The sequence below is a fragment of the Chachezhania antarctica genome, assembly GCF_003646465.1.
GTDB lineage: Bacteria > Pseudomonadota > Alphaproteobacteria > Rhodobacterales > Rhodobacteraceae > Chachezhania > Chachezhania antarctica.
Genome location: NZ_QZEX01000001.1, coordinates 89,770 through 111,124 on the forward strand (window position 1 = coordinate 89,770; position 21,355 = coordinate 111,124).

Sequence of the window (21,355 nt, forward strand, 5' to 3'; positions counted from 1 at the left end):
GTTCCCCACGTGGGACGGAGTTTTGAGCGAAGGGCGTTTCCAAAAGATTGACCGCAAAGTCAGAAATAGATCGAATTGTCCGGAACAGCAGTGTATGCCGCTGCCGGATGACAACAAAGGACGTGACGCCCCGATGCTTTTCGCCCGCCCCCTGCCCGCCTATCTTGTCCAGCGTTATCGCGGATGGAAGGCCACTTCGTATGTGCAGAACGAAGCGTGGTACCGCCATCTGGCCACCGACGGCCAGCATCCCCGCGCCATGATCATCTCGTGCTGCGACAGCCGTGTACACGTGACCTCGATCTTCGGGGCGGATCAGGGCGAGTTCTTCATCCACCGCAACATTGCCAACCTCGTGCCGCCGTACGAACCCGACGGCGACCATCACGGGACGTCGGCCGCGGTGGAATACGCGGTGACGGTGCTGAAAGTGGCCCATGTCGTCGTGCTGGGCCATTCCGGCTGCGGCGGGGTGCAGGGCTGCATCGACATGTGCAAGGGCCATGCCCCGCAGCTGGAAGCCAAGGACAGCTTCGTCGGCCGCTGGATGGATATCCTTGTGCCCAAGTATGAAGGTGTGTCGAAGATCGACGAGCCGGCCGAACAGGCCCGCGCGCTGGAAAAGCAGGCGGTGCTGGCGTCACTGGAAAACCTGATGACCTTCCCCTTCATCGAGAAGGCCGTGAAGGACAAGTCGCTGACCCTGCACGGGCTGTGGCATGACATCGGTGCCGGAGAACTGGAAGCCTTCGACCCGGATCGCGGGGTCTACGCGCCGATCTGATCGCCGCGGGCCGGGTTATGGGGGCTCTGCCCCCGTCTGCCCTGTGGGCAGACTCCCCCGAGCTATTTGAAGACCAAAGAAATGGCGTAGGGTGCGTGGTTTCCACGCACCGTTACAGGTTGTCTGGTACGAGGTGCGCGGCGGACCGCGCACCCGGGATCATTCGGCGACGGGGGTCGCCGCGGGCGTGTCCTTTTTCAGGACCTCGCGGCCCAGAAGCTCGGCGATCTGAACGGCGTTCAGGGCCGCGCCCTTGCGCAGGTTGTCCGACACGACCCACATGTTCAGGCCGTTGTCGATCGTCGAATCCTGCCGGATACGGCTGATGAAGGTCGCGAAATCGCCCACGCATTCCAGCGGGGTGACGTAACCGCCGTCTTCGCGCTTGTCGATCACCATGCAGCCCGGGGACTGACGCAGGATGTCGCGCGCTTCGTCTTCGTCCAGGAAATCCTCGGTCTCGATATTCACCGCTTCGGAATGGCCGACGAAGACCGGCACGCGCACGCAGGTCGCCGTGACCTTGATCGACGGGTCGATGATCTTCTTGGTTTCGGCCACCATCTTCCATTCTTCCTTGGTCGAACCATCGTCCAGGAAGACATCGATATGCGGGATCACGTTGAACGCGATCTGCTTGGTGAACTTCTTGCGTTCGTAATCCGACGTCGGGTTGTAGACGGCCTTGGTCTGATCCCAAAGCTCGTCGATGCCGTCCTTGCCGGCGCCCGACACGGACTGGTAGGTCGACACCACCACCCGCTTGATCTTCGCGCGGTCATGGAGCGGCTTCAGCGCCACCACCATCTGCGCGGTCGAACAGTTGGGGTTCGCGATGATGTTCTTCTTGGCATAGCCGTGCACGGCCTGCGGGTTCACTTCCGGCACGATCAGCGGCACGTCGGCGTCATAGCGGTAGAGCGACGAGTTGTCGATCACCACGCAGCCCGCGCCTGCAGCCCGCGGCGCATACTTTTTCGTCGCGTCCGAGCCGATGGCGAACAGCGCCATGTCCCAGCCGGTGAAATCGAATGTGTCGAGATCCTTGGTCTTGAGTGTCTTATCGCCAAAGCTGACTTCGGTGCCGAGCGATTTTCGCGACGCCAGCGCGACAATCTCATCAACCGGAAACTCGCGCTCGGCGAGGATGTTCAGCATTTCGCGGCCCACGTTGCCCGTGGCTCCCGCGACGACGATACGGTATCCCATGTTTCTTTCTCCAAGACATCTGCCGGTCCCGGATGGGAGCGGCGGAGTTTGCTTACAGGACTTGGCCCCCGGGTAAAAGGCCAGCCGCGGGGCCCACGTCGGTCAAAAGCCGTTTCCGTGGCGGGTCGTCGCGGTTTCAGGGTGCGCACAGCACAAAAAAGCCGCCGGCCAAGGTGCTGGCCAGCGGCTTTCGATGCGCGAAGAGGTGCGCACCTGTCATAGATTTCTGACGAAATCCACGTCAGCCATCGAGTTCCTTGTCGGTGTTGGCCGGCGCGTTGTTCTGCGCGGCATCGGAACGGACAGGAACTTCCGTTTCGGGCTCTTCACCGCGATCTGCGGTGTCAGCCGGATCGGTGTTGGCGGGCGAATTGTTCGCAGCCGCGTCCGAGCGGATCGAGTCGTCGGCTTCATCCACGCGGCCCTGATCGATATCCACCGCGTCCGAATGGGCAGGCGAATTGTTCAGTGCAGCGTCAGAACGGACCTCGCCGTCGTCTGCAAATGCCATGCCGGTGAAGGCGGTCAGTGCGATTGCGGGGGCGATCATGCCAATGGTCGTCTTTTTCATGTCTGACTCTCCTTGAGGTGCATTTCGTTTCTGTCCCTCAAGATGGGGGCACCCGCGGAGGTCTCAACCCTTTGTTTTTCACGATGGTTTTATGGAACAAACTGTCCTGAAAAACGTAGCACGGTGCAAATCGGGCGAGCTTCTATTGTATTAGAGCCCGCGCCACTTCGCAAATTACGTCGTAGGCCATCGCGACGTCATCCGCCGTGGTTTCGAACTGCCCCGCCTGAAAGCGTATGACCATCCGGTCGCCAACGCGGGTCTGTGTCAGGTAGATGCGGCCGTCGTCGTTGATCGCGTTCACAAGGGCCAGGTTCAGCGCGTCGGGATCTGCCGTGCCTTCGGGCACATAGCGGAACGTGAACAGCGACAGGACCGGCGCCGTGACGATTTCGAAGTCCGGGGTTTCGGCCAGCCGGTCGTGGAGATTGTGGCTCCACTTCACGTGATTCCGGATGCGGTCACGCAGCCCTTCCAGACCGTAGGCGCGCAGCACGAACCAGATCTTCAGCGCGCGGAAGCGACGGCCCAGCGGGACGGACCATTCGGAGTAGTTGACGATCCCGTCCTTGCCCTGGGTTTCAAGGTAGACGGGCTGGATGGCCAGCGTGCGGACCAGATCGTCCGGGTTGGCCAGGAAATGCGCGGCGCAGTCGAACTGCACGCCCAGCCACTTGTGCGGGTTGAAGACAATGGAATCGGCCCCTTCGATCCCCTCCCAGAATGTTCGGAATTCCGGGCAGATCATGGCAGAGCCGGCCCAAGCGGCATCGACATGGACATAAAGCCCGTGCTTGCGGGCGACGGCGATGCACGCGGCGATGGGATCCGTGCCGCCCGTGCCTGTCCCGCCGACCGCCAGCACGACGCCCGCAGGGTGAAGACCCGCTTCCTTGTCGGCCGTGATGGCCGCGTCCAGCGCGGCGGGATCCATACCGCGCACCGGGCCATCCGTGGGCACGCGGACAAGGTTGTCCTGCCCGATGCCGGCGATCCAGATCGCCCGGTCGACCGAGGTGTGAACCTCGACCGAGGCATAGATGCGCAGCGCCCTGGCCCCGAAAAGCCCCGCGCGGTTGCCCTGCCAGTCGAGCGCCTTTTCCCGCATCGTCAGGACCGCCGCCAGCGTGGCCGACGACGCGCTGTCCTGAATCACGCCTGCGAACCCGCCGGGCAGGCCCAGTGACTGGCGCAGCCAGTCCATCATGCGGGTTTCCATCTCGGTCGCGGCGGGAGAGGTCTGCCACAGCATGCACTGCGCCGCGACGGCCGAGGTCAGGAACTCGGCCAGAACAGAGGCAGGCGCCGCGTTGGAATTGAAATAGGCAAAGAACCGCGGGTGCTGCCAGTGCGTCATGCCGGGCATGACGATGTTCTCGAAATCACGGAAGACGTCTTCCAGCGGCTGGGCTTCCTCCGGCGGGGCGGCGGGAAGGGCGTTCAGGATGTCACCCGGTTCCGTCTGCGCGCGCACCGGACGACTCCCGATCGTCAGGTGATAGTCCTGCGCCCATTGCGAAACCCTGCGCCCCCAATCGGCGAATTCCGTCCACTTCATCCCGCATTCCCTTCCGTCGACATGCCACCCGGTCTCCGTGATGAACAGGCAGGGCTTTCAATGCCAAACCTTCGACCACATGGGAAGCGGCAGGGTGCGTTCCGTGGCCATCCCGGCAGGAAACCCGGAAACCACTGGCTTCGCGCGCCATTTTCGGACCCCCCGCCCGACGGAAGTTGTTTTCACTGTGCTTTGTCAGCATTTACACGCATAACGTGCATATCCCGGTGAAAACTTGTTAACAAGGGGATGACTTTACGTTACGGTATGCATGATCTTGCATATCCCCCCGCAACCGGGCAGAAAATATACATGAACAATGCTCATTTGCCCACGTCCCGGTCCCTTCCCATTGCCCTTCTGCGCGCGCGAGAGCGGGTAATGGGGCCGATTCGCACCATGCTGGCAGATGTCGACGTGACCGAGCAGCAATGGCGCGTGTTGCGCGTGTTGCACGAAGGCGGCGCGATGGAGCCAACGGCGATATCCGAAATGGCCTGCCTGCTGCTGCCCAGCCTGACCCGCATCCTTCAGAAGCTGGAGGAAAAGAAGCTGATCGTGCGCAACCCGCACCCGTCCGACAAACGCCGCCAGGTCATCGTGATCACGCAGACCGGGCGGGACCTGATCGACTCCAACCAGTCCGCGGCCCAGGAACTGGCCGAAGATCTGCGCGTCCGCATGGGACCGGATCGCTACGCTTTGCTGCTCGATTTGCTGGCAGAGCTAGAAAATATCGAAGAAACGCCGCGCGAACAGGTGCTGGCGAAGTAGGACAGGCTGCCGGACGGAAGCGCGGCTGCGCATTCTCTGCACATGCGCAATTTTCCGTTGGGGCATTGCTTGACATGCCCCCGACGCCTGACGCCTAAAGCGGGCACGCGCCACCGTCGTCGGTCCGTTTGCCGGAGCTTCATCCCATGTCCCACATCACCCTTGTCCGCCACGGACAGGCCAACTCTGCCGCCCGGACCGAAGACGAGTATGACCGTCTCAGCCCGCTGGGCTTCCAGCAGGCCGAATGGCTGGGGCAGCATCTTGACGACAACGGGCAGTATCACCACCGCGTCTATTGCGGCACGCTACGCCGTCATGTCGAAACCGCAACCGCGATGGGCGTGGCAGATGACATGGTTCAGGACGATCGGCTGGACGAACTGCAGTATTTCGACCTTGCCCGGCTGGCACAGGAACAGATCGGTCTGGCCATCCCGATCGACCGCGAAGGTTTCGTGCAGCACATGCCGCAGGTCTTCGCCGCGTGGTCGGAAGGCCGGCTTGAAAACGTGCCCGAAAGTTTCGACCATTTCGAAAGCCGTGTGCGGAGTGTGATCGCCGACATCATCGGCGGCGATGGGCCGGCGCTTGTCGTCACCTCGGGCGGGGTGATCGCCAACGCCTTGCGCCACACGATGGAACTGAGCCTTGGCGCGATGTCCCGCATGGCGCTTGCCATCATGAACACCTCCGTGCATCGTCTGCACCCAATCGGGGAAGACCTGTCTCCGGTCCTGTTCAACGCGGTGCCGCATCTGGAAGCTCCGGACCGGATGTACGCCCAGACCCACCTGTGAGACCCTGATGCTGGAACTCCATTACGCCCCCGGAACCATCGCCAGCGCCGTGGCCATTGCGCTGGAAGAACTGGGCCTGCCGTTCGAACCGGTGCGGGTCGACTTCGCCGCAGCCGAACAGACGAAACCACCCTATCTGGAACTGAACCCCAAGGGCCGCGTGCCCACGCTCGTCACTGCGCGGGGACCGCTGACGGAAACCGGTGCGATCCTCGATTACCTGGCTGCGCTGGCGCCCAGTGGCGGCTATGCCGGTACGCCGATGATGCCGTCCGATCCGTTCGATGCCGCCCGCGTGCGCGGCGTGATGTACTACCTTGCCTCGACCGCGCATGTGAACCACGCCCACAAGGGCCGTGGGCCTCGCTGGGCCACGCAGGAGAGCAGCTTTGCCGACATGAAGGCCAAGGTCCCCGAAACGATGGCCGCGACCTGCGCCTATCTTGAAGAGCACGTGGTCGAAGGCCCTTTTGTCATGGGCGACATGATCACCATGGCCGACCCCTACCTTTACGTCATTACCACCTGGCTGAAGGGCGACGGCATTGATATCGCCGACTATCCGAAACTCGCCGCTTTCGCCGATGCGATGGAAGACCGCCCGTCGGTTCAGGCGGCCCGTGACCGGGGGATGTTGCCACGATGAGCGTTCACCTTTGGGTCCGCGCGGAACAACGCGCTAACGAACAACGCACGCCGCTGATGCCCGACGGCGCCGCCGACCTGATTGCACGGGGATTCACCGTGACGGTGGAAGACAGTCCCACCCGCTGCATCCCCATCGATGGCTACCGCGACGCCGGATGCACCATCGCGCCCGCCGGAAGCTGGACCGAGGCGCCGGAGGATGCCTTCATCCTCGGCCTGAAGGAATTGCCCGACACGCCCGAAGCTCTGATCCACCGGCACATCTTCTTCGGCCATGCCTTCAAGGGCCAGTCGGCCGGGCAGGCACTGCTGGACCGATTCCGCGAAGGCGGCGGCACGCTGCTGGATCTTGAATACCTGACCGACGAAGACGGCCGCCGCGTCGCTGCCTTCGGCTACTGGGCCGGGTTCGCCGGGGCGTGGGTCAGCCTGCGCACATGGGCCGCGCAGCAACGGGGCGAGACATGCGGCCCGGTTACGGTCGCGCATGACAAGAAGAAACTGCTGAACGATCTGCAGACCGAGCTCGCCGCCATCGGCCCGCGACGTCCGTCCGCCATCGTCATCGGCGCGCTTGGCCGTGTGGGCCGCGGCGCCTGTGATCTCCTGACCGCGATGGGCGTGACCGTCACCCGCTGGGACATGGCCGAAACCGCCAGCGGCGGCCCCTTCCCGGAAATCCTGCGGCACGACCTGTTCGTGAACTCGATCCTTGCCGGCCCCTCGACCCCGGTTTTCGTCGAGGCCGACGCGGCAACGAAGCCCCGCCGGCTGACCGTGATCGGCGATGTCGCCTGCGATCCCGACAGCGATTTCAACCCGATCAAGGTCTACGACCGCGTGACCGATTGGGAAAAACCCGCCCTGCGGGTGGCTGAACGCCCCGCGCTCGACGTCATGGCCATCGACAACCTGCCCTCGCTTCTGCCGCTGGAAAGCTCGGAAGACTTCGCGGCGCAGTTGCTGCCCTACCTGCGGACGCTCACCGTCGCGGATTCGGGCGTCTGGGGCCGGGCAGAACAGACCTTCAAGCAGCATATCGCGCAAGACTAGGCGCAAGAAAGGAAGACCCAAGATGACCGTCCATTGGTGCGGCACCGGATTGTCCGCCATCCCCGGCCTTCGCCGCCTGATCGAAGCCGGAACCGAAGTCACCGTCTGGAACCGGACCGTCGACAAGGCGAAAGAGGCCGTTGGCGACCTGACCTCCGACATTCGCACCTTCGACCTGCCCGCGCTGGAAGCCGCGCTGGTCCCGGGCGACATCGTCGTGTCGATGCTGCCGGGCGACTGGCACGTGCCGCTGGCCAAGGCCGCCATCGCGAAGGGGGCCAATTTCGTGTCGTCGTCCTATATCGCGCCGGAAATGCGGACGCTGGACGATGATGCGAAAGCGGCCGGCGTGGCGCTGGTGAACGAGGTCGGGCTGGATCCCGGCATCGACCACCTGATGGCGCACCGGCTCGTGGCCGAATACCGCGCGGCACCGGAATGCGATCCGGCGAACCACCTGAGCTTCATCTCCTATTGCGGCGGTATCCCCAAGATCCCGAACGATTTCCGTTACAAGTTCTCGTGGTCGCCGCTGGGCGTGCTGAAGGCCCTGCGGTCTCCGTCGCGGTCCCTGCGGGACTATGCCGAATGGAAGGTCGGGCGGCCGTGGGATGCGATCTCTCACTATGACGCGCCCTTGCCCGTGGCCGAACGGTTCGAGGTCTACCCGAACCGCGACAGCATCCCCTTCATGCAGGATTACAAGTTCGACCCGGCGTGGACCGTCCGCGATTTCGTTCGCGGCACGTTGAGGCTGGATGGCTGGGCCGCCGCCTGGAAGGATGTCTTTGCCGAGGTCGAGACGCTGGCCGGAGCGGCCGGTGACGCGCGCCTGCAGGAGATGTCGGACGAATTCTGGGACGCACACGCCTATGACGAAGGCGAACCCGACCGGGTGGTGCTGTGCGTGGGTCTGGAAGCCACGCGCGACGGCACGCCCGTCTGCCACAAGACCTACGTGATGGATGCCTGGGGCGACGAGCACGGCACCGCGATGGCCAGGCTGGTGTCGATCACCGTTGCGCTGGCCGTGGAGTCCGTCGCGAATGGCCGGATAGAGCCCGGCGTCCACGCCGCGCCGAGCGATCCGAAGCTGGTCGACGACTGGCTGGACGAGGTCGGCCGGCAGGCCCAGCACCTGGAACTGGTGGACCGGCTGGCCTAACACCGCGCCGTTCCCCGGTTGCGGGCGCAGGGTTTGTTTTCAACGTGTTATAGTGCGTGGAGACCACGCACCCTACCGGACGTTGGACGGTGATCGCCGTTGCGGGAACCTTGGCGTGTTCAACAATCGCAGCCGTAGGGTGCGTGCACTGCACGCACCGCACCAAATCTCGGCCGGACGGTGATTGCCGCCGGGGAACCCTGACCTTTTCAGGTACGGCCCCTGCGGCGTCCCCCGAAATTGGATTTGCAGGGTCAGAGCAGCTCGTCTTCCTCGCCCGTCGCCGAATAGCCCAGAGCCTCCAGCCCGGCTTCGATATGGTCGGGCAGATGGGGCGAGCCGAGCAGGTAGTCGGCGGTGGGGGCCGACGCCTCGGCCCGCGCGGTGGCAACCGCTTCGGCGTAATCCTCGGCCTCGAACGCGCCGCGGCCGATCCACATCAGGGCTACGAGTTCGGCTTGTTCGTCCTCGGTCATCGCTTCGACCAGCCCGCGGAACTCGGGCTCCGCCCGTTCGATCTCGCGCGCAAGGATCGCGACCTCGGCCGCCTTGCGGGGCGATAATTCCTTCATCCGCCTGTCCTCCGTGTTGCTCCGTCTGGGGGCATATGGGCGGACAGGGTAATACGCGTCCTTGATGTCACGCAAACAGGCGGCGATAAATTGCCTCCGGCAGGAAGCGAGCCAGTCGGAACACCCACGAGAACAGCGTGGGATAACTGCGCTGGAACCGGCGTGAGTTCATGTGCTTGAACAGCACCTGTGCCGCCTCGTCCGGTTCCATCAGGAACGGCATCTGAAACGTGTTCTTGTCGGTCAGGCGGGTGCGGATGAAGCCGGGATTGGCCAGCTGCACCTCGACCCCCGTGCCATGCAAATCCAGCGCCATGGTTTCGGCCAGCGACATGGCGGCGGCCTTGGTCGCGCCGTAGCCCAGGGCCCCCGGCAAACCCCGGAACCCGGCCAGCGAGCCCACGATCACAACATGCCCCCGGTCCCGCGCGACCATGCCCGGCACGACGGCGCCCAGCACGCGGACCATGCCGGTGAAGTTGACATCCGCCATCGCAACGGCCTGTTCGCGTTGCCATTCGGTGGCCTTCATCGGCCAGTAGACGCCGGCAAGGTGGACGATGCCGTCGATCTCTCCCACTTCGTCCGTCGCAGCATCGACCGCGGCCTGATCGGTCACGTCCATCGGCACGGCCGTCACGCGGCCCGGCAGGCGGTCAGCCAATTCCGTCAGGCGATCGGCAGAGCGGGCGGACAGGATCACCTCGGCCCCCGCTTCCGCCATGATCTGCGCCAGCGCGGCACCCAGCCCGTCGCTGGCGCCCACCAGCCAGTACCGTTTGCCGGTCCAGTTACGCATGGGATCGGACCTCGACCGGGCGCATGGTGGCGATCAGCTCTCCCACCACCAGGCCGTACTTGCGGAACTGGCTGCGGTTCACGATGTGGCCGTTGGGCGCAAGGTACATCCAGTCGGTCACGTCCACGACATGCCCGCCGCCGCTTTCCGGCAGCCGCAGCCGATAGTTCAACTGGACGGCCGAACCTTCGCATTTCCCCCGCCCTTCGCCGATCACGTCCGGCGCCGTGGCAGTGATGCTGCCGTCCTCTCCCAGCACAAGCGCCCACTGGCGCAACTGCTCCGTCCCGCTGTCATAGGTGAAATGCTCGCTCATCTTGGCGCGATCTCCGTCCCACAGGATTTCGAACCGGCCATTGAAACTTGCGGCGACACGGCCGGTGGGTCCGTAGACCACACCGTCGCACAGCATCTTGCCGTTAAGATGTTCGCGCAGGTCGAAGATTGGAGTTAGCCCGGCATAATCGGCGGTCCGCTGGGCGGAAAAGCTCAACTGCCGATGCCGTAGCCAGAGCACCGCGCAGACCAGCGCCGCCCCCAGGAGGGTATAGACCAGAGCCATCATTTGTGGCCACGCCCGACCGAAACGGCCTGATCGGGAACAGGGCCCCGCTCGCGGTACAGCGCACCTTTCACGCGAAGCTTCAGCGCCTGCCAGAAGATCAGGCCCAGCACATGAACCTTGCCGAAGGGCCGGCGCAGGACAAGGCCGATCATGGTCCAGAACCGCAGCGTCCGCCGCGGGCCTGCAAGCGTCGCCACCAGACCTTCGGCCGGGTCGCCCTCGTGCAGTTCGGTGCGGTAATCGATGCGGATCGCGATCTTGTCGGGGCGGATATCGAAACGGAAGATGTAGGTCCCCGCCACGGGCTGGAAGGGCGAGACATAGAAGATCTTTTCCGCCTCCAGCCGGTCGGATTCGGTGATCGGGCGGTGATCGGAGTGGTGGCAGAGATAGCAGTGCCGTTCGCCGAAGGTATTGTTCACCTCGGCAATTACGGATGTCAGATCGTCGCCGCTGAAACACAGCCAGAAGCTGACAGGGTTGAAAACCGACCCCAGGATGCGGGGCTGGGTCAGCAGGTAGATATGCTCGGGCTCGGCGATGTTGCGGGAATCGAGCAGGTGGCGCACCCATTCGGCACCCTGGCCGTGCCCCGGCTCACCCCCGTGATCGCGATCCTGAACCGAGATCAGGCCACCGCGGTTCCGGCCATAGCCGAACGGCCCGCGCGGCCACATATCCTCGGCATCGAAGCACAGGTAATCGACCCGGTAGGAGAATCCGTTGCGCACCGCTCCGCGACGGCCATGCCAGGTGGTGCCTGCGATATGGTCCGGGCGCCCGCTCATTCTGCGGCGATCGTGGGCGCGTCCGCGGCACCCGCTTCGGCGCTGTCCATTGCACCGATGGCGCGGGCCACGTCCACGGCGCTGGACAGCCCGTCCTCGTGAAAGCCATTCTTCATCCATGCGCCGCAGAACCATGTCCGGTTGGCACCATTGCGCCCCGCGATCTGGGCCTGTGCCCGGAACGCGCCTTTATCGTAAACCGGATGGCGTAGGGTGACCTGGTCGTAGATCAGATCCTCGCGGATCGGGCGGCGGGTGTTCAGCGTCACGAAGTGCAGATCGTCCTGCGGGATCGGTTGCAGTGCGTTCATCCAGTAGGTCATGTCGATGGCGTCCTGCGGGCTGTCCGCGTCTTCGGTATAGTTCCACGACGACCAGACACGACGTCTTTTCGGCATCATCGCGGGATCGGCATGCAACGTGATTTCGTTCGGCTGGTAGGCGATGGCGCCAAGGGAAGCCTCTTCGAACAGGTCGGGATCGTCGAGCATGGCCAGGGTATCATCGGAATGTGTCGCGAAAACAATCTGGTCGTACAGTTCCCAGGCCGCGCCCCACGCACGCACCATCACCCCATCCGGTCCGCGCTTGACCGCCTGAACAGGCGCGTTCACCCGGATGTCGACACCGTCGCGGCGCAGCTGCTCTTCCAGCCGCGTCACGTAGCGGACCGATCCGCCCCGCACCGTGTGCCACTGATGCTGGCCCGAGTGGCTGAGAAGATTGTGATTGCGGAAGAAACGCACCATGGCCTGCGCCGGGAAATCCAGGATCTTCTGCGTGGGCGTCGACCAGATCGCGCCCGAGAACGGCGTCAGGTAGTAGTCCCTGAACCACGGCCCGGTGCCGAGCGTCTGCAGCAGATTCCGGATCGTCATGTCGGGCCCGGTCAGGGCGGCTTCGGCGCCGGCGTTGAACCGGAAGATGTCGCGGATCATGCGCAGGAAGTCGGGCGAGACCGCGTTCTTCGGCTGCGCGAACAGCGCGCGCAGGCTGTCCAGCGCGTATTCGATTCGGCCCCCGTTGGCCGACACACCGAAGCCCATGGTGCTTTCAGCCGTCTCGACACCCAGCCGGTCGAAAAGCGCGGTGAGATGCGGATAATTCACGTGGTTGAAGACGATGAAACCGGTATCGACAGGTTGGTCCCCGCGCTTGCCGGCCATGACCGTCCGGGCATGCCCGCCAAGGCGCGGTTCGGATTCGAACAACGTCACTTTGTAGCGGTCGGACAGAAAATGGGCGGCACCCAATCCTGAAATGCCGCCTCCGATCACGGCGATCCTCGCACCGGGGCGCGGCGGTGTCCGGTGAGGTTCACCGGTCGAAAGATCGGAAGCAGGTGCAGGGGGGTATTCGAACGGCATGTCTCAACCTTGTTACGTCGCATGACTGTACTCTTTACGCTGCGGCTCAGCAGGTGGATGATAAAAACATTCGGCTCTCCAAGTGATCCACTCTTCAATGTGCTGCGTAAGCTGGGCATGGTTGTCACGGATACAGCAAATTTCACCCACGCCCGCACCGTGCAAATGCCACGGCGCGAAAAAGGTGCAACGACAAAGACCATGAATGGGAAACCAACGTCGCAAGGCGCAGCTGCAGCGCTTGCACGCGCAGCACAAGGCGCCAGGGCCGAACCGGACTGGGCCGCATTGATCCTGCGCATCCGCGACGACGGTGACCAGTCGGCCTTTGTCCTGCTGTTCGAACATTTCGCGCCGCGCGTGAAAGGCTTCCTGATGAAATCGGGCGCCGACGCCGCCACAGCCGAGGAATGCGCCCAGGACGTGATGACGACCTTGTGGCGGAAGGCGCATCTGTTCGATCCGTCGCGCGCGTCCGCGGCGACATGGATATACACCATCGCCCGCAACCGACGCATCGACCTGTTGCGCCGCGACCGCCGGCCGGAGCCCGAGGATCTGACCTGGGGACCCGAAGAAGAACCGAGACCCGAGGACGTGGCCGTCCTGAAACAGGAGACCGATCTCCTGCACCAGGCCCTGTCCGACCTGCCCGAGGCACAGGCCGACCTGATCCGGCGTGCCTATTTCGGCGAGCTTTCCCATGGAGAGATCGCCGCCGAGACGGGACTTCCGCTCGGCACCATCAAATCCCGAATCCGGCTTGCGCTCGACCGCTTGCGCCATGCGATGAAATGACGACCATGAAACCAGACATTAAGCACCACGTCCCCGACGACCTCCTGATGGCTTATTCCGCGGGCGCCCTGCCCGAGGCCTATTCGCTTGCCATCGCCACGCACCTGTCGCTTTGCGACACCTGTCGCGCGGCGGCCGAAAGCTATGACGCTGTTGGCGGCGCGGTGCTTGAAGACGCGCCCGAAGGCGCGGCGACCATGTCTATGGACAGTCTTGCCCAGACGCTTGCACGGCTGAAGGCCTCCGAACCGCGCGAGGCTGTCCGTCCGGCTAGACCCAGGTCGATCTTTCCCGGACCGTTGGCCGATTATGTCGGCACGAGCCTCGACGATATCCGCTGGCGTCCGATTGGCATGGGCGCCAAGCAGATGGTGATCCGCACCAGCCCGACCGCGTCGGCACGGCTGCTTTACATCCCGTCAGGGGTCGGCGTGCCCGATCACACCCATGGCGGCAAGGAACTGACGGTGATCCTCGATGGTGCCTATTCGGACGAAACCGGACGATACGGGCCGGGCGACATCGCCTATGGCGACGACGAACTGCACCACGCGCCCATCGCGGAAGACGGCGGCCCCTGCATCTGCCTTGCCGTGACCGATGCGCCATTGCGGTTCAAGACGATCATCCCGCGGTTGTTGCAACCGTTTCTTGGAATATAATCGGTCTCGTCCGCGGCCCTGACCGCGACGTGTTGGTAAAGCTGTGCAGTTTCCGGTTCGCCAGAAGGAACGACAGAATGAACCAGGCCGAAAAGGCCCGCGGCTTTGCCGCGATGCACCGTCCGGGAAACCCAATTGTCCTTTACAACATCTGGGATGTCGGCAGCGCGAGGGCCGTCGCCCGCGCCGGCGCACGCGCAATCGCCACAAACTGCTGGGCACTGGCCAATGCGCATGGCGTGAAGGACGCGGCGGATGTCCCCTTCTATGCCTCCCTGCATAACCTTAAACGGATCGTCCACGCCGTCGATCTGCCGGTGACTCATGATTTCTGCACCGGCGCGTCGGAGAATCTGGTCGAACTGGCCGACAATTTCGACGCGATCGTCGCGGCCGGCGCGGTTGGCGTGAACATCTGCGACAGCGGCCTTGGCGTCGCGCACGACATGGCCGCACAAGGCGAACGCATCGCGACACTGCGACAAAGGGCAGGTGCAATGCGCGTGCCCGTCTTCATCAATATTCGCACCAGGCTTTTCTTCGATCATCAGCCGGCCGAGGTCCATGCCAGCCTGTTGAACATGGCGCTCGAGCGAGCGCACGCCTATGCCGCCGCCGGGGCCGACGGATTCTTCGTGCCGGGCCTGCTGGACCATGACGTGATCGAACGGCTGTGCGCGCAATCGCCCCTCCCGGTGAACGTGATGCAACCGGGGGAGTTCGCGGACATTGGCCGGTTGGCCTGTCTGGGCGTATCGCGGATCGGCTTCGGCCCCGCACCGTTCATCGCCGCCATGGCCGGGCTGACCGAAAAGGCACGGCGTGTGCTGGACCAGGTCGAGGCCCCGGCCAAGGCCGCTCAGGTCTAGACACCGTTTCCCCACGGCCTGTCGCGACGGCAGCATCATGCTCGCCCGTCGGGAACGGTTGTGCGACACTGTGCGCGGGGCTATCTTTCCGGGCGCATCATCGTTGCATGCCATATCGGCCCGGCACCGGAACCGGCCGAACCGTTTTCCGCACTTGGGAGGATCTGAATGAACCAGGCCGCATCCATTGTCCGCACCGGTCGCAAGTTCGACCAGGTGATCGAAGGTGCGCGCAAGGTCTTTCTGGTCGACGGGTTCGAAGGCGCGAGCGTCGACGATATCGCCCGGGCGGCCGGCGTGTCGAAGGCGACGCTTTACAGCTATTTCCCTGACAAACGGCTGCTCTTCGTCGAAATCGCGCGCGCGGAGTGCCAGCGCATGGCCGAACGCACGGTCGACATGATCGACCAGTCCCGCGCGCCGGAGGAGGTCCTGACCTTCGCCGCCCGCCAGTTCGTGCCGTTCATGCTTTCGGATTTTGCGATCCGCATGTTCCGCATCTGCGCCGCCGAATCCGACCGCTTCCCCGAACTTGGCGCCAATTTCTATGCCAGCGGCCCCGAAATGGGACGCGACCGTATTGCGGAATACCTTGAAACCGCAACCGCGCGGGGCGAGCTGAAGATCGACGACTACCAGTTCGCGGCCGACCAGTTTTCCGAGCTCTGCAAGTCGAAGCTGTGGATCAGGGCCGTCTTCGGCATCCAGACGGAATTCTCGCAAAACGAGATCCACGCCGTGATCGACGAAGCGGTGAAGACCTTCATGGCCCGCTACGGCGCTTGACGCAAAGTCAGCCGGTTTTGACACCGGGTCATGCCCGGGGCGGCCACCTCGAATCCCCCGAACGGTGCTAGACTATCCGTGCAATGCGGCCCGCAAGAGGCCGCGCGGGAGGATACAGATGGTCGCCACATTGCGGGACGTTCCCGTTCTGCCGGACTACATCGACGGGCAGACGGACCACGATTACATGCACGCCGCCTGGGCCAACGGCCCCCTGGCGCGCGACAGGATGGGCCTGATCCGCACCTTTCCCATGTCCCTGATGACCGAGGTCATGGATGATCGCTGGACCCGGCAGATCGAGCTGGAAAGCATGATGGTCGCGGGCGTGACGGACGGCCCAGTCTACGATATCATCGACAACGTTCTGCTGTTCTCGAACGGGCAGGTGCACCGCAACCGGCGCGCCCCGCTGGCGAAGACCTTTGCCCACCGCATCATAGGGGAACTGCGCCCCGGCGTCGCCGCCCGCTGCGAACGGATGGTGGCCGCGCTTCTGGGGCAGGGCCCGGTCGATTTCGTGGAGCGCATCGCCAGCCCCCTGCCTGCCCATGTCATCGCGTCGGTCATCGGCGCGCCGGAAGACGAGGTCGAAGTCGTCGCCCGCCACGTCTATTCCGCGATCCGCGGCCTGTCGCTTGTCAAGGACGACATCCGCGCCGAAGCCGACCGCGACATGGGCGCGTTGGCCGATTACGTGGCCACCCTGATCGACCGCCGCCGGGCGGACGCACAGGACGATTTCCTGACCGGTTTCCTCGAACGCGTATCGGGCGGCCCGATGGACGAGGCCGAGATCCGAACCCAGATCATGGCGCTCGTCCTTGCCGGTTCCGACACGACCCGCGGCGCGCTGACCGCCACCGTCTCGCAGCTGCTTCAGAATCCCGATCAATGGGCGCTGCTTGTCGAAGATCCCGAGACCCACGTCCCCGGCGCGGTGTCCGAAGGGTTGCGGTACGATCCAGTCATCGGCTCGCTGGCGCGGATCACCACCGAACGGCACGAGGTCGCGGGATACGACTTGCCCGCCGGGACATTCATCGGGAACTGCATGCTGACCAGCCTGCGCGATCCGGAGATCTATGCTGATCCGCACCGGTTCGACATCACGCGCACCGACCATCCCCGGCTGCATCCTGTCTTCGGCGGCGGCCCGCACCGGTGCCTTGGCGAAGTGCTGGCGCGGCTGGAACTGGAAGAGGCGCTGAAGGCCTTGGTGCGACTGGCGCCCGGGATGGTGCTGGACGGCCCGCCCGCAAAACTCCGCGGCTATGGCGCGACACGGGTGCTGAGCCCGATGATCGTGCGGATGTAACCGACGGCCCGGAGTGCTGATCGTACCATAGGTTCGCGACCGACCCGGGGGGCGGTGACGCAGAGAATGCCTTAAGGTAAGCGAAGGACTCACAAGTTGTCCGCACGCCTCGTCAATCGCGTCCGCCCTGGGGGCGGGTCGGGCGCGCACCGGGTCGGCGGGCGATCCGGTAATCACTCCAGCCTTCACCACGAATAAAACTCGTGCGTCGGCTCATGACCCGTGCAAATTTGCATGCATGAATGCAGATTGGGACGATCTCAGAACCGTTTTGGCGCTGGTGCGTCATGGCACGCTGGCCGGTGCGGGCGCCGAGCTTGGCGTGAGCTATACCACCGTGGCCCGCCGCGTGCAGCGGACCGAAAAGGACATGGGCGAGGTCCTGTTCGAACGGCTCGCCGATGGCTACCGGCCAACACACGCCGCGCGGCTGGTCGCCGAATATGCCGAACGGATGGAAGCCGAACAGGTCTCGCTCCTCCGGAAGATAGAAGGCCGGGACAATCGGCTTTCCGGGCCTCTGGTCGTCGCCGCACCGCAGCTTCTGATCGGATCGCACGTGGCCCCGGTGCTCGACCAGTTCACCCGTGCCTATCCCGGGGTAGAGCTGACGATCCGCGCCACCCACGACGCGGGCGGCCTGACCCGGCGCGGGGCCGATGTCTCCATCCGCATGGATCGGTTCCCGGTCGGTTCCCTGCAGGGGATCAGGTTATGCGCCCAGCACGAGGCGAGCTTTGCCAGCCCGAAACTCGCCGATCGCCTCCAGCGTCACCCGGACGCCACCATCGACTGGCTGGCCAGCGAGCGCGATCCGCACGTGCCGAAGCAGGCTCTGGAGGCCTTCCCGAACTCCCGCGTCCGCATGGTCTTCGACGACACCGTCGCGATGATCGGGGCGGCGCAGGCCGGGCTGGGCGTTGTCAGGCTCCCGATGTTCCTTGGCCGGGCGACGGCATGGCTGGTGCAGGTTCCCGTGCTGCCCCCCCGGCCCTGCGACGATATCTGGGCCGTGGCCCAGGACGATATCTGGCGCACGGCCAAGGTGGCGGCGTTCCGGTCGATGCTGGCCGCGCATTTCCGGGCCCGCCGGCAGGATTTCGTGGGACAGACGTAAGGCCGCTCAGGTCCCCGTGAAGACCGGCTTGCGCTTTTCCACGAAGGCGGCGGCGGCTTCCCTGTGGTCGGCCGTCGTGCTCGACATCATGTGGTTGCGCGCCTCGTTGTCGAAACAGGCCGACAGGCTTGCGCCCGATTCCGCCATCAGCAGGTTGTCCTTGATCCGGCCCAGCGTCAGCGTCGGCCCGGCGGCAAGTTCGGCCCCCATGGCGCGGGCGGTGGCCTGCACATCGGTGCCCGGGACGGCGCGGGTGGCCACGCCCATCTCGACCGCCTGAATGCCCGACAGAAGCGGCGACAGCAGGTACATCTCGCGCGCCTTCGCGGCGCCAAGGATCTTAGACAGGAAATAGGTGCCGCCGAAATCGCCCGACAGGCCCACGTTCTTGAACGCGGTGGTGATCTTCGCATCCTCGGCCACGATCCGGAAATCGCAGGCCAGCGCGATCGACAAGCCGGCGCCGGCGCAGGAGCCTTCGACGGCCGCGATGGTTGGCTTCTTCATCTCGTGCAGGTAGCGCGAGATCGACATCCGGTCGCGGAGGCCATGCATTCGCTGGCCCAGGGCCATGTCCCGCCCCGCGCCTTCGTTCATCGCCTTCACGTCGCCGCCGACACAGAAATGCCCGCCGGCCCCTGTCAGCACCACGGCGCGCACGCTGTCATCTTCGGCCGCCGCCGCCGTCGCGTCGCACAACGCCTGCGTCAGCGACGCATCCAGCGCATTGCGCCGGTCGGTCCGGTTCATCGTCAGGACCAACAGGCCGTCCTGCTGTTCGGACAAAAGCACATCACTCATCGGGGTCCCTCCTCCCAAATGAAACTTGGATCCGCTGGAAATGCCCGCGGATGTCTGACATATGTCAGGCTAGATTTTGGCCGTGAAATGGTCAACTGTTGTCGGACAGACGCATGCGGGAACGCTGCGACACGTCAGGAAACGGCCCTACGCTTGTATACCAAGGCCCAAGAGACTAGGCTCCGACGTCAACAAGCCCGACGAGAGGTGCGGAGAATAACGGTATGATGGACGGGAATTCAGACGCTTCCGACAAGATCGGAACAGGCCCGATGCTGGAGGAGGCGGAACTGAACGGCGTCCGCAACGAGGATCTTGTCCGCCAGCGGCGCGAACAGATCTGCGATGCCGCGCTGGAATTGTTCCTGCAGAAGGGGTTTGCCGCGACCACGATCCGCGACATCTGCGGACGGTCGGGCGTGAACCAGGCGAGCATCTACGATTATATCGCCAACAAGAACGACATCCTGCGCCGCCTGCTGAACCAGCTGTGGTTCCGGCGCGATGTGGTGCATCTGCCCGACCTGATGGCCGACCAGAGCCTGTCGCTGGAAGAGGTCTTCGAACGCTATTACCGCGAGACATGGGCCATGAAGCGCAAGGGCACGTTGCTGGCCTATCGTTCCGTCCCGCACATGCAGCCCGAAGACCGCAAGACGATGCGTCTGCGCGAACGCAAGCTGATCGAGGACTTGGCCTACCAGCTGCATGCGCGCGCGGGGGACCTGCCCGACGACGTGCGGGTCGAGGTGATTTCGAATATCCTCGTGTTCCTGTCGGCCTTCGCGCCCATGCGCGACTGGCTGGCGCATAACGTGGATGCGGACGAGATGATCCACCTTGTGTCTGCCGGGGCTGCGGCGATGGTCGAGCGGATGTTCGACGAGATCCGCGCCGGACGACCCGCAGACGCCACCGGCTGATCCCGCGGGGCGGCGGTTACCAGGCGGACCCGGGCCTTGCCGGCCCGGGACGACATGATGGTGCTTATCCGGCCCGTCGGATCAGAAGGGCCAGACGGTCGAAACTCGCCTTCACCTCCGGATCTCCCGTCTTCGCAAAGAAGGTGTCGAGTTCCGACCAGATCCGGACGGCACGGTCGAGCTGCAGATCACTGCCCTCGGCATATAGACCCGCGCGAATCATCACTTCCGACCGTTCATAGGCGCCCAGGAGCGCCCGGGCCTCGTTGATCAGCTTGTTTTCATCGTCGCTCGCCGCGTCGGGCAGGCTGCGCGAGACAGACCGGCTGACGTCGATGGCCGGATAGCGTCCACGCTCCGCGATCTCCCGGCTGAGAACAATGTGGCCGTCGAGCACGCCACGCAGGATGTCGGCGATCGGTTCGTCCATGTCGGAGCCTGCGACCAGGACACTGAAAACAGCCGTGATGTCGCCCATGCCGTCGATCCCCGGTCCCGCGCGTTCGCAAAGGCCCGTGATCAGCGGCACGACGCTGGCCGGGAACCCGCGCAGGGCGGGAAGTTCGCCCGAGGCGGCGGCGATCTCGCGGTGTGCCTCGGCGTAGCGGGTGATCGAATCGGCCAGGAACAGGACCTTCAGACCCTTGTCGCGGAAATGTTCAGCCACCGTCATCGCCGCCCCGGCGCAGCGGCGGCGGGTGAGCGCGGACTGGTCGGATGTCGCCGCCACGATCACCGTGCGCGTCATGCCGTCCGGGCCCAGAACGCGGCGGACGAACTCGCTGACCTCCCGTCCCCGCTCGCCGATCAGCGCCACGACGACGATGTCGGCCTCGACCTCCCGCGTGAGATGGGAGAGAAGCCGCGATTTGCCGACGCCCGAGCCTGCGAAAAGCCCGACGCGCTGTCCTTCGACCAAGGGCAACAGCGTGTTCAGGACCGCCATTCCCGTGGACAGCCGCGCGCCCAGGCCCCGGCGCTGCGCGGCCGGGGGCGGGGCTGCGGTTATGGTGCGCGGCGTATGCCCCCGCGGCAGGGGTCGGTTGTCGAGCGGACGGGCATATGGGTCGATGATGCGGCCCAGCCAGCCATCGCACGGCGCGAAGGTGGTGGGCGAGGTCAGCACGACCCGGTCGCCAACGGCGATCCCGTCGGGCGTGCCGTCGATGAAAAGCTGGATGTCGTCCTGGCCCACGGCCATGACTTCACCGTGAAGCGCCTTGCCACCCTTCTGCCGAATCGCGGCGCGGTCGCCGATACGTGCCAGACGCTCCAGCCCGTCGACGCGGACGACGCCATCGCCCACGCTGGCCACGAGGCCCGATGGATGGGAGCGACGCACCGCCTGCAGATCGTTGATCAGCGATTCCAGTGCCTGGGGCATTCGTGCCTGCCTTTCCTGCCCTCTCCCGCAAACGGTTTCTAAAG

23 protein-coding genes are annotated in these 21,355 nt (G+C 64.5%); 13 read left to right on the plus strand and 10 right to left on the minus strand.

From position 1 onward, the window contains the following. Positions 1–133: 133 nt before the first annotated feature. On the plus strand, positions 134–784 hold the full coding sequence (locus D4754_RS00490; RefSeq protein WP_121061552.1) for a carbonic anhydrase: 651 nt from the start codon (positions 134–136) through the stop codon (positions 782–784). A gap of 159 nt (positions 785–943) precedes the next feature. On the opposite strand, the gene D4754_RS00495 is transcribed toward D4754_RS00490, so the two are convergent. The 3 genes from D4754_RS00495 to D4754_RS00505 form a co-directional block, all read right to left on the minus strand. After that, positions 944–1,993: an aspartate-semialdehyde dehydrogenase gene (locus D4754_RS00495; protein ID WP_121060569.1), complete on the minus strand. Its 1,050-nt coding sequence runs from the start codon at positions 1,991–1,993 to the stop codon at positions 944–946. A gap of 241 nt (positions 1,994–2,234) precedes the next feature. Next, a complete protein-coding gene (locus D4754_RS00500; protein ID WP_121060571.1) occupies positions 2,235–2,564 on the minus strand; it encodes a hypothetical protein in 330 nt (109 codons plus the stop codon). Between the two features lie 142 nt (positions 2,565–2,706). Beyond that, positions 2,707–4,122, minus strand: a complete 1,416-nt coding sequence (locus tag D4754_RS00505) for a pyridoxal phosphate-dependent decarboxylase family protein (RefSeq protein ID WP_121060573.1) — start codon at positions 4,120–4,122, stop codon at positions 2,707–2,709. Between the two features lie 312 nt (positions 4,123–4,434). On the opposite strand from D4754_RS00505, the gene hpaR reads away from it, so the two are divergent. The 5 genes from hpaR to D4754_RS00530 all read left to right on the plus strand — a co-directional run bounded on the left by hpaR (position 4,435) and on the right by D4754_RS00530 (position 8,562). After that, positions 4,435–4,896: a homoprotocatechuate degradation operon regulator HpaR gene (gene hpaR / locus D4754_RS00510; RefSeq protein WP_121061553.1), complete on the plus strand. Its 462-nt coding sequence runs from the start codon at positions 4,435–4,437 to the stop codon at positions 4,894–4,896. 146 nt (positions 4,897–5,042) lie between these two features. After that, complete coding sequence (locus tag D4754_RS00515; RefSeq protein ID WP_121060575.1) at positions 5,043–5,696, plus strand: histidine phosphatase family protein; 654 nt, start codon at positions 5,043–5,045, stop codon at positions 5,694–5,696. Between the two features lie 7 nt (positions 5,697–5,703). Beyond that, positions 5,704–6,342 carry a glutathione S-transferase family protein gene (locus D4754_RS00520; RefSeq protein ID WP_163025736.1) on the plus strand — a complete coding sequence of 213 codons (639 nt, stop codon included), beginning with the start codon at positions 5,704–5,706 and terminating at the stop codon, positions 6,340–6,342. After that, positions 6,339–7,397 carry a saccharopine dehydrogenase gene (locus tag D4754_RS00525; protein WP_121060577.1) on the plus strand — a complete coding sequence of 353 codons (1,059 nt, stop codon included), beginning with the start codon at positions 6,339–6,341 and terminating at the stop codon, positions 7,395–7,397. The genes D4754_RS00520 and D4754_RS00525 overlap by 4 nt, the downstream gene beginning before the upstream one ends. Before the next feature lie 22 nt (positions 7,398–7,419). Next, the gene (locus D4754_RS00530) at positions 7,420–8,562 is read left to right on the plus strand and encodes a saccharopine dehydrogenase family protein (protein ID WP_121060578.1); all 1,143 of its coding nucleotides are present in this window, start codon (positions 7,420–7,422) and stop codon (positions 8,560–8,562) included. 254 nt (positions 8,563–8,816) lie between these two features. On the opposite strand, the gene D4754_RS00535 is transcribed toward D4754_RS00530, so the two are convergent. From D4754_RS00535 to D4754_RS00555, 5 genes are all read right to left on the minus strand, one after another. Next, the gene (locus D4754_RS00535) at positions 8,817–9,134 is read right to left on the minus strand and encodes a DUF3775 domain-containing protein (protein ID WP_121060581.1); all 318 of its coding nucleotides are present in this window, start codon (positions 9,132–9,134) and stop codon (positions 8,817–8,819) included. 67 nt (positions 9,135–9,201) lie between these two features. Then, on the minus strand, positions 9,202–9,933 hold the full coding sequence (locus D4754_RS00540; protein WP_121060583.1) for an SDR family NAD(P)-dependent oxidoreductase: 732 nt from the start codon (positions 9,931–9,933) through the stop codon (positions 9,202–9,204). Beyond that, positions 9,926–10,495, minus strand: a complete 570-nt coding sequence (locus D4754_RS00545) for a DUF3833 family protein (protein WP_338031125.1) — start codon at positions 10,493–10,495, stop codon at positions 9,926–9,928. Before D4754_RS00545 ends, D4754_RS00540 begins: the two co-directional genes overlap by 8 nt. Beyond that, on the minus strand, positions 10,495–11,286 hold the full coding sequence (locus D4754_RS00550; protein WP_121060587.1) for a DUF1365 domain-containing protein: 792 nt from the start codon (positions 11,284–11,286) through the stop codon (positions 10,495–10,497). The genes D4754_RS00545 and D4754_RS00550 overlap by 1 nt, the downstream gene beginning before the upstream one ends. After that, the gene (locus tag D4754_RS00555; protein ID WP_121060589.1) at positions 11,283–12,653 is read right to left on the minus strand and encodes an NAD(P)/FAD-dependent oxidoreductase; all 1,371 of its coding nucleotides are present in this window, start codon (positions 12,651–12,653) and stop codon (positions 11,283–11,285) included. Before D4754_RS00555 ends, D4754_RS00550 begins: the two co-directional genes overlap by 4 nt. Positions 12,654–12,854: 201 nt before the next feature. Here D4754_RS00555 and D4754_RS00560 point away from each other — a divergent pair, with 201 nt between their 5' ends. The 6 genes from D4754_RS00560 to D4754_RS00585 all read left to right on the plus strand — a co-directional run bounded on the left by D4754_RS00560 (position 12,855) and on the right by D4754_RS00585 (position 18,203). Further along, a complete protein-coding gene (locus D4754_RS00560; RefSeq protein WP_205589571.1) occupies positions 12,855–13,451 on the plus strand; it encodes a sigma-70 family RNA polymerase sigma factor in 597 nt (198 codons plus the stop codon). A gap of 5 nt (positions 13,452–13,456) precedes the next feature. After that, positions 13,457–14,113: a ChrR family anti-sigma-E factor gene (locus D4754_RS00565; RefSeq protein ID WP_240453699.1), complete on the plus strand. Its 657-nt coding sequence runs from the start codon at positions 13,457–13,459 to the stop codon at positions 14,111–14,113. 77 nt (positions 14,114–14,190) lie between these two features. After that, positions 14,191–14,982 (plus strand): isocitrate lyase/PEP mutase family protein, encoded by a 792-nt coding sequence (locus tag D4754_RS00570; RefSeq protein WP_121060592.1) that lies wholly within the window; start codon positions 14,191–14,193, stop codon positions 14,980–14,982. A 168-nt stretch (positions 14,983–15,150) separates the two neighbouring features. Further along, entirely contained in the window at positions 15,151–15,768 is a 618-nt protein-coding gene (locus D4754_RS00575) for a TetR/AcrR family transcriptional regulator (RefSeq protein ID WP_121060594.1), read from the plus strand. 118 nt (positions 15,769–15,886) lie between these two features. After that, positions 15,887–17,086 carry a cytochrome P450 gene (locus tag D4754_RS00580; protein ID WP_121060596.1) on the plus strand — a complete coding sequence of 400 codons (1,200 nt, stop codon included), beginning with the start codon at positions 15,887–15,889 and terminating at the stop codon, positions 17,084–17,086. A gap of 238 nt (positions 17,087–17,324) precedes the next feature. Beyond that, positions 17,325–18,203, plus strand: coding sequence for a LysR family transcriptional regulator (locus D4754_RS00585; protein ID WP_121060598.1), 879 nt, complete (start codon positions 17,325–17,327; stop codon positions 18,201–18,203). A gap of 6 nt (positions 18,204–18,209) precedes the next feature. Here D4754_RS00585 and D4754_RS00590 read toward each other — a convergent pair whose 3' ends face one another. Continuing rightward, positions 18,210–19,004: an enoyl-CoA hydratase-related protein gene (locus D4754_RS00590; RefSeq protein ID WP_121060600.1), complete on the minus strand. Its 795-nt coding sequence runs from the start codon at positions 19,002–19,004 to the stop codon at positions 18,210–18,212. 227 nt (positions 19,005–19,231) lie between these two features. On the opposite strand from D4754_RS00590, the gene D4754_RS00595 reads away from it, so the two are divergent. Beyond that, a complete protein-coding gene (locus D4754_RS00595) occupies positions 19,232–19,927 on the plus strand; it encodes a TetR/AcrR family transcriptional regulator (protein WP_240453700.1) in 696 nt (231 codons plus the stop codon). A gap of 64 nt (positions 19,928–19,991) precedes the next feature. Here the strand turns inward: D4754_RS00595 and D4754_RS00600 are convergent, their stop codons facing one another. Then, on the minus strand, positions 19,992–21,311 hold the full coding sequence (locus tag D4754_RS00600) for a FliI/YscN family ATPase (protein ID WP_121060604.1): 1,320 nt from the start codon (positions 21,309–21,311) through the stop codon (positions 19,992–19,994). Positions 21,312–21,355 lie beyond the last annotated feature (44 nt).

Bases quoted from the DNA above. Each gene is read 5' to 3' on its own strand.
- D4754_RS00530 (WP_121060578.1), top strand. From the start codon at position 7,420: ATGACCGTCCATTGGTGCGGCACCGGATTGTCCGCCATCCCCGGCCTT.
- D4754_RS00550 (WP_121060587.1), bottom strand. From the start codon at position 11,286: ATGAGCGGGCGCCCGGACCATATCGCAGGCACCACCTGGCATGGCCGT.
- hpaR (WP_121061553.1), top strand. From the start codon at position 4,435: ATGAACAATGCTCATTTGCCCACGTCCCGGTCCCTTCCCATTGCCCTT.
- D4754_RS00495 (WP_121060569.1), bottom strand. From the start codon at position 1,993: ATGGGATACCGTATCGTCGTCGCGGGAGCCACGGGCAACGTGGGCCGC.
- D4754_RS00515 (WP_121060575.1), top strand. From the start codon at position 5,043: ATGTCCCACATCACCCTTGTCCGCCACGGACAGGCCAACTCTGCCGCC.
- D4754_RS00595 (WP_240453700.1), top strand. From the start codon at position 19,232: ATGGACGGGAATTCAGACGCTTCCGACAAGATCGGAACAGGCCCGATG.
- D4754_RS00490 (WP_121061552.1), top strand. From the start codon at position 134: ATGCTTTTCGCCCGCCCCCTGCCCGCCTATCTTGTCCAGCGTTATCGC.
- D4754_RS00535 (WP_121060581.1), bottom strand. From the start codon at position 9,134: ATGAAGGAATTATCGCCCCGCAAGGCGGCCGAGGTCGCGATCCTTGCG.
- D4754_RS00600 (WP_121060604.1), bottom strand. From the start codon at position 21,311: ATGCCCCAGGCACTGGAATCGCTGATCAACGATCTGCAGGCGGTGCGT.
- D4754_RS00500 (WP_121060571.1), bottom strand. From the start codon at position 2,564: ATGAAAAAGACGACCATTGGCATGATCGCCCCCGCAATCGCACTGACC.
- D4754_RS00585 (WP_121060598.1), top strand. From the start codon at position 17,325: ATGAATGCAGATTGGGACGATCTCAGAACCGTTTTGGCGCTGGTGCGT.
- D4754_RS00575 (WP_121060594.1), top strand. From the start codon at position 15,151: ATGAACCAGGCCGCATCCATTGTCCGCACCGGTCGCAAGTTCGACCAG.
- D4754_RS00565 (WP_240453699.1), top strand. From the start codon at position 13,457: ATGAAACCAGACATTAAGCACCACGTCCCCGACGACCTCCTGATGGCT.
- D4754_RS00505 (WP_121060573.1), bottom strand. From the start codon at position 4,122: ATGAAGTGGACGGAATTCGCCGATTGGGGGCGCAGGGTTTCGCAATGG.
- D4754_RS00525 (WP_121060577.1), top strand. From the start codon at position 6,339: ATGAGCGTTCACCTTTGGGTCCGCGCGGAACAACGCGCTAACGAACAA.
- D4754_RS00560 (WP_205589571.1), top strand. From the start codon at position 12,855: ATGAATGGGAAACCAACGTCGCAAGGCGCAGCTGCAGCGCTTGCACGC.
- D4754_RS00570 (WP_121060592.1), top strand. From the start codon at position 14,191: ATGAACCAGGCCGAAAAGGCCCGCGGCTTTGCCGCGATGCACCGTCCG.
- D4754_RS00545 (WP_338031125.1), bottom strand. From the start codon at position 10,495: ATGGCTCTGGTCTATACCCTCCTGGGGGCGGCGCTGGTCTGCGCGGTG.
- D4754_RS00520 (WP_163025736.1), top strand. From the start codon at position 5,704: ATGCTGGAACTCCATTACGCCCCCGGAACCATCGCCAGCGCCGTGGCC.
- D4754_RS00580 (WP_121060596.1), top strand. From the start codon at position 15,887: ATGGTCGCCACATTGCGGGACGTTCCCGTTCTGCCGGACTACATCGAC.
- D4754_RS00555 (WP_121060589.1), bottom strand. From the start codon at position 12,653: ATGCCGTTCGAATACCCCCCTGCACCTGCTTCCGATCTTTCGACCGGT.
- D4754_RS00540 (WP_121060583.1), bottom strand. From the start codon at position 9,933: ATGCGTAACTGGACCGGCAAACGGTACTGGCTGGTGGGCGCCAGCGAC.
- D4754_RS00590 (WP_121060600.1), bottom strand. From the start codon at position 19,004: ATGAGTGATGTGCTTTTGTCCGAACAGCAGGACGGCCTGTTGGTCCTG.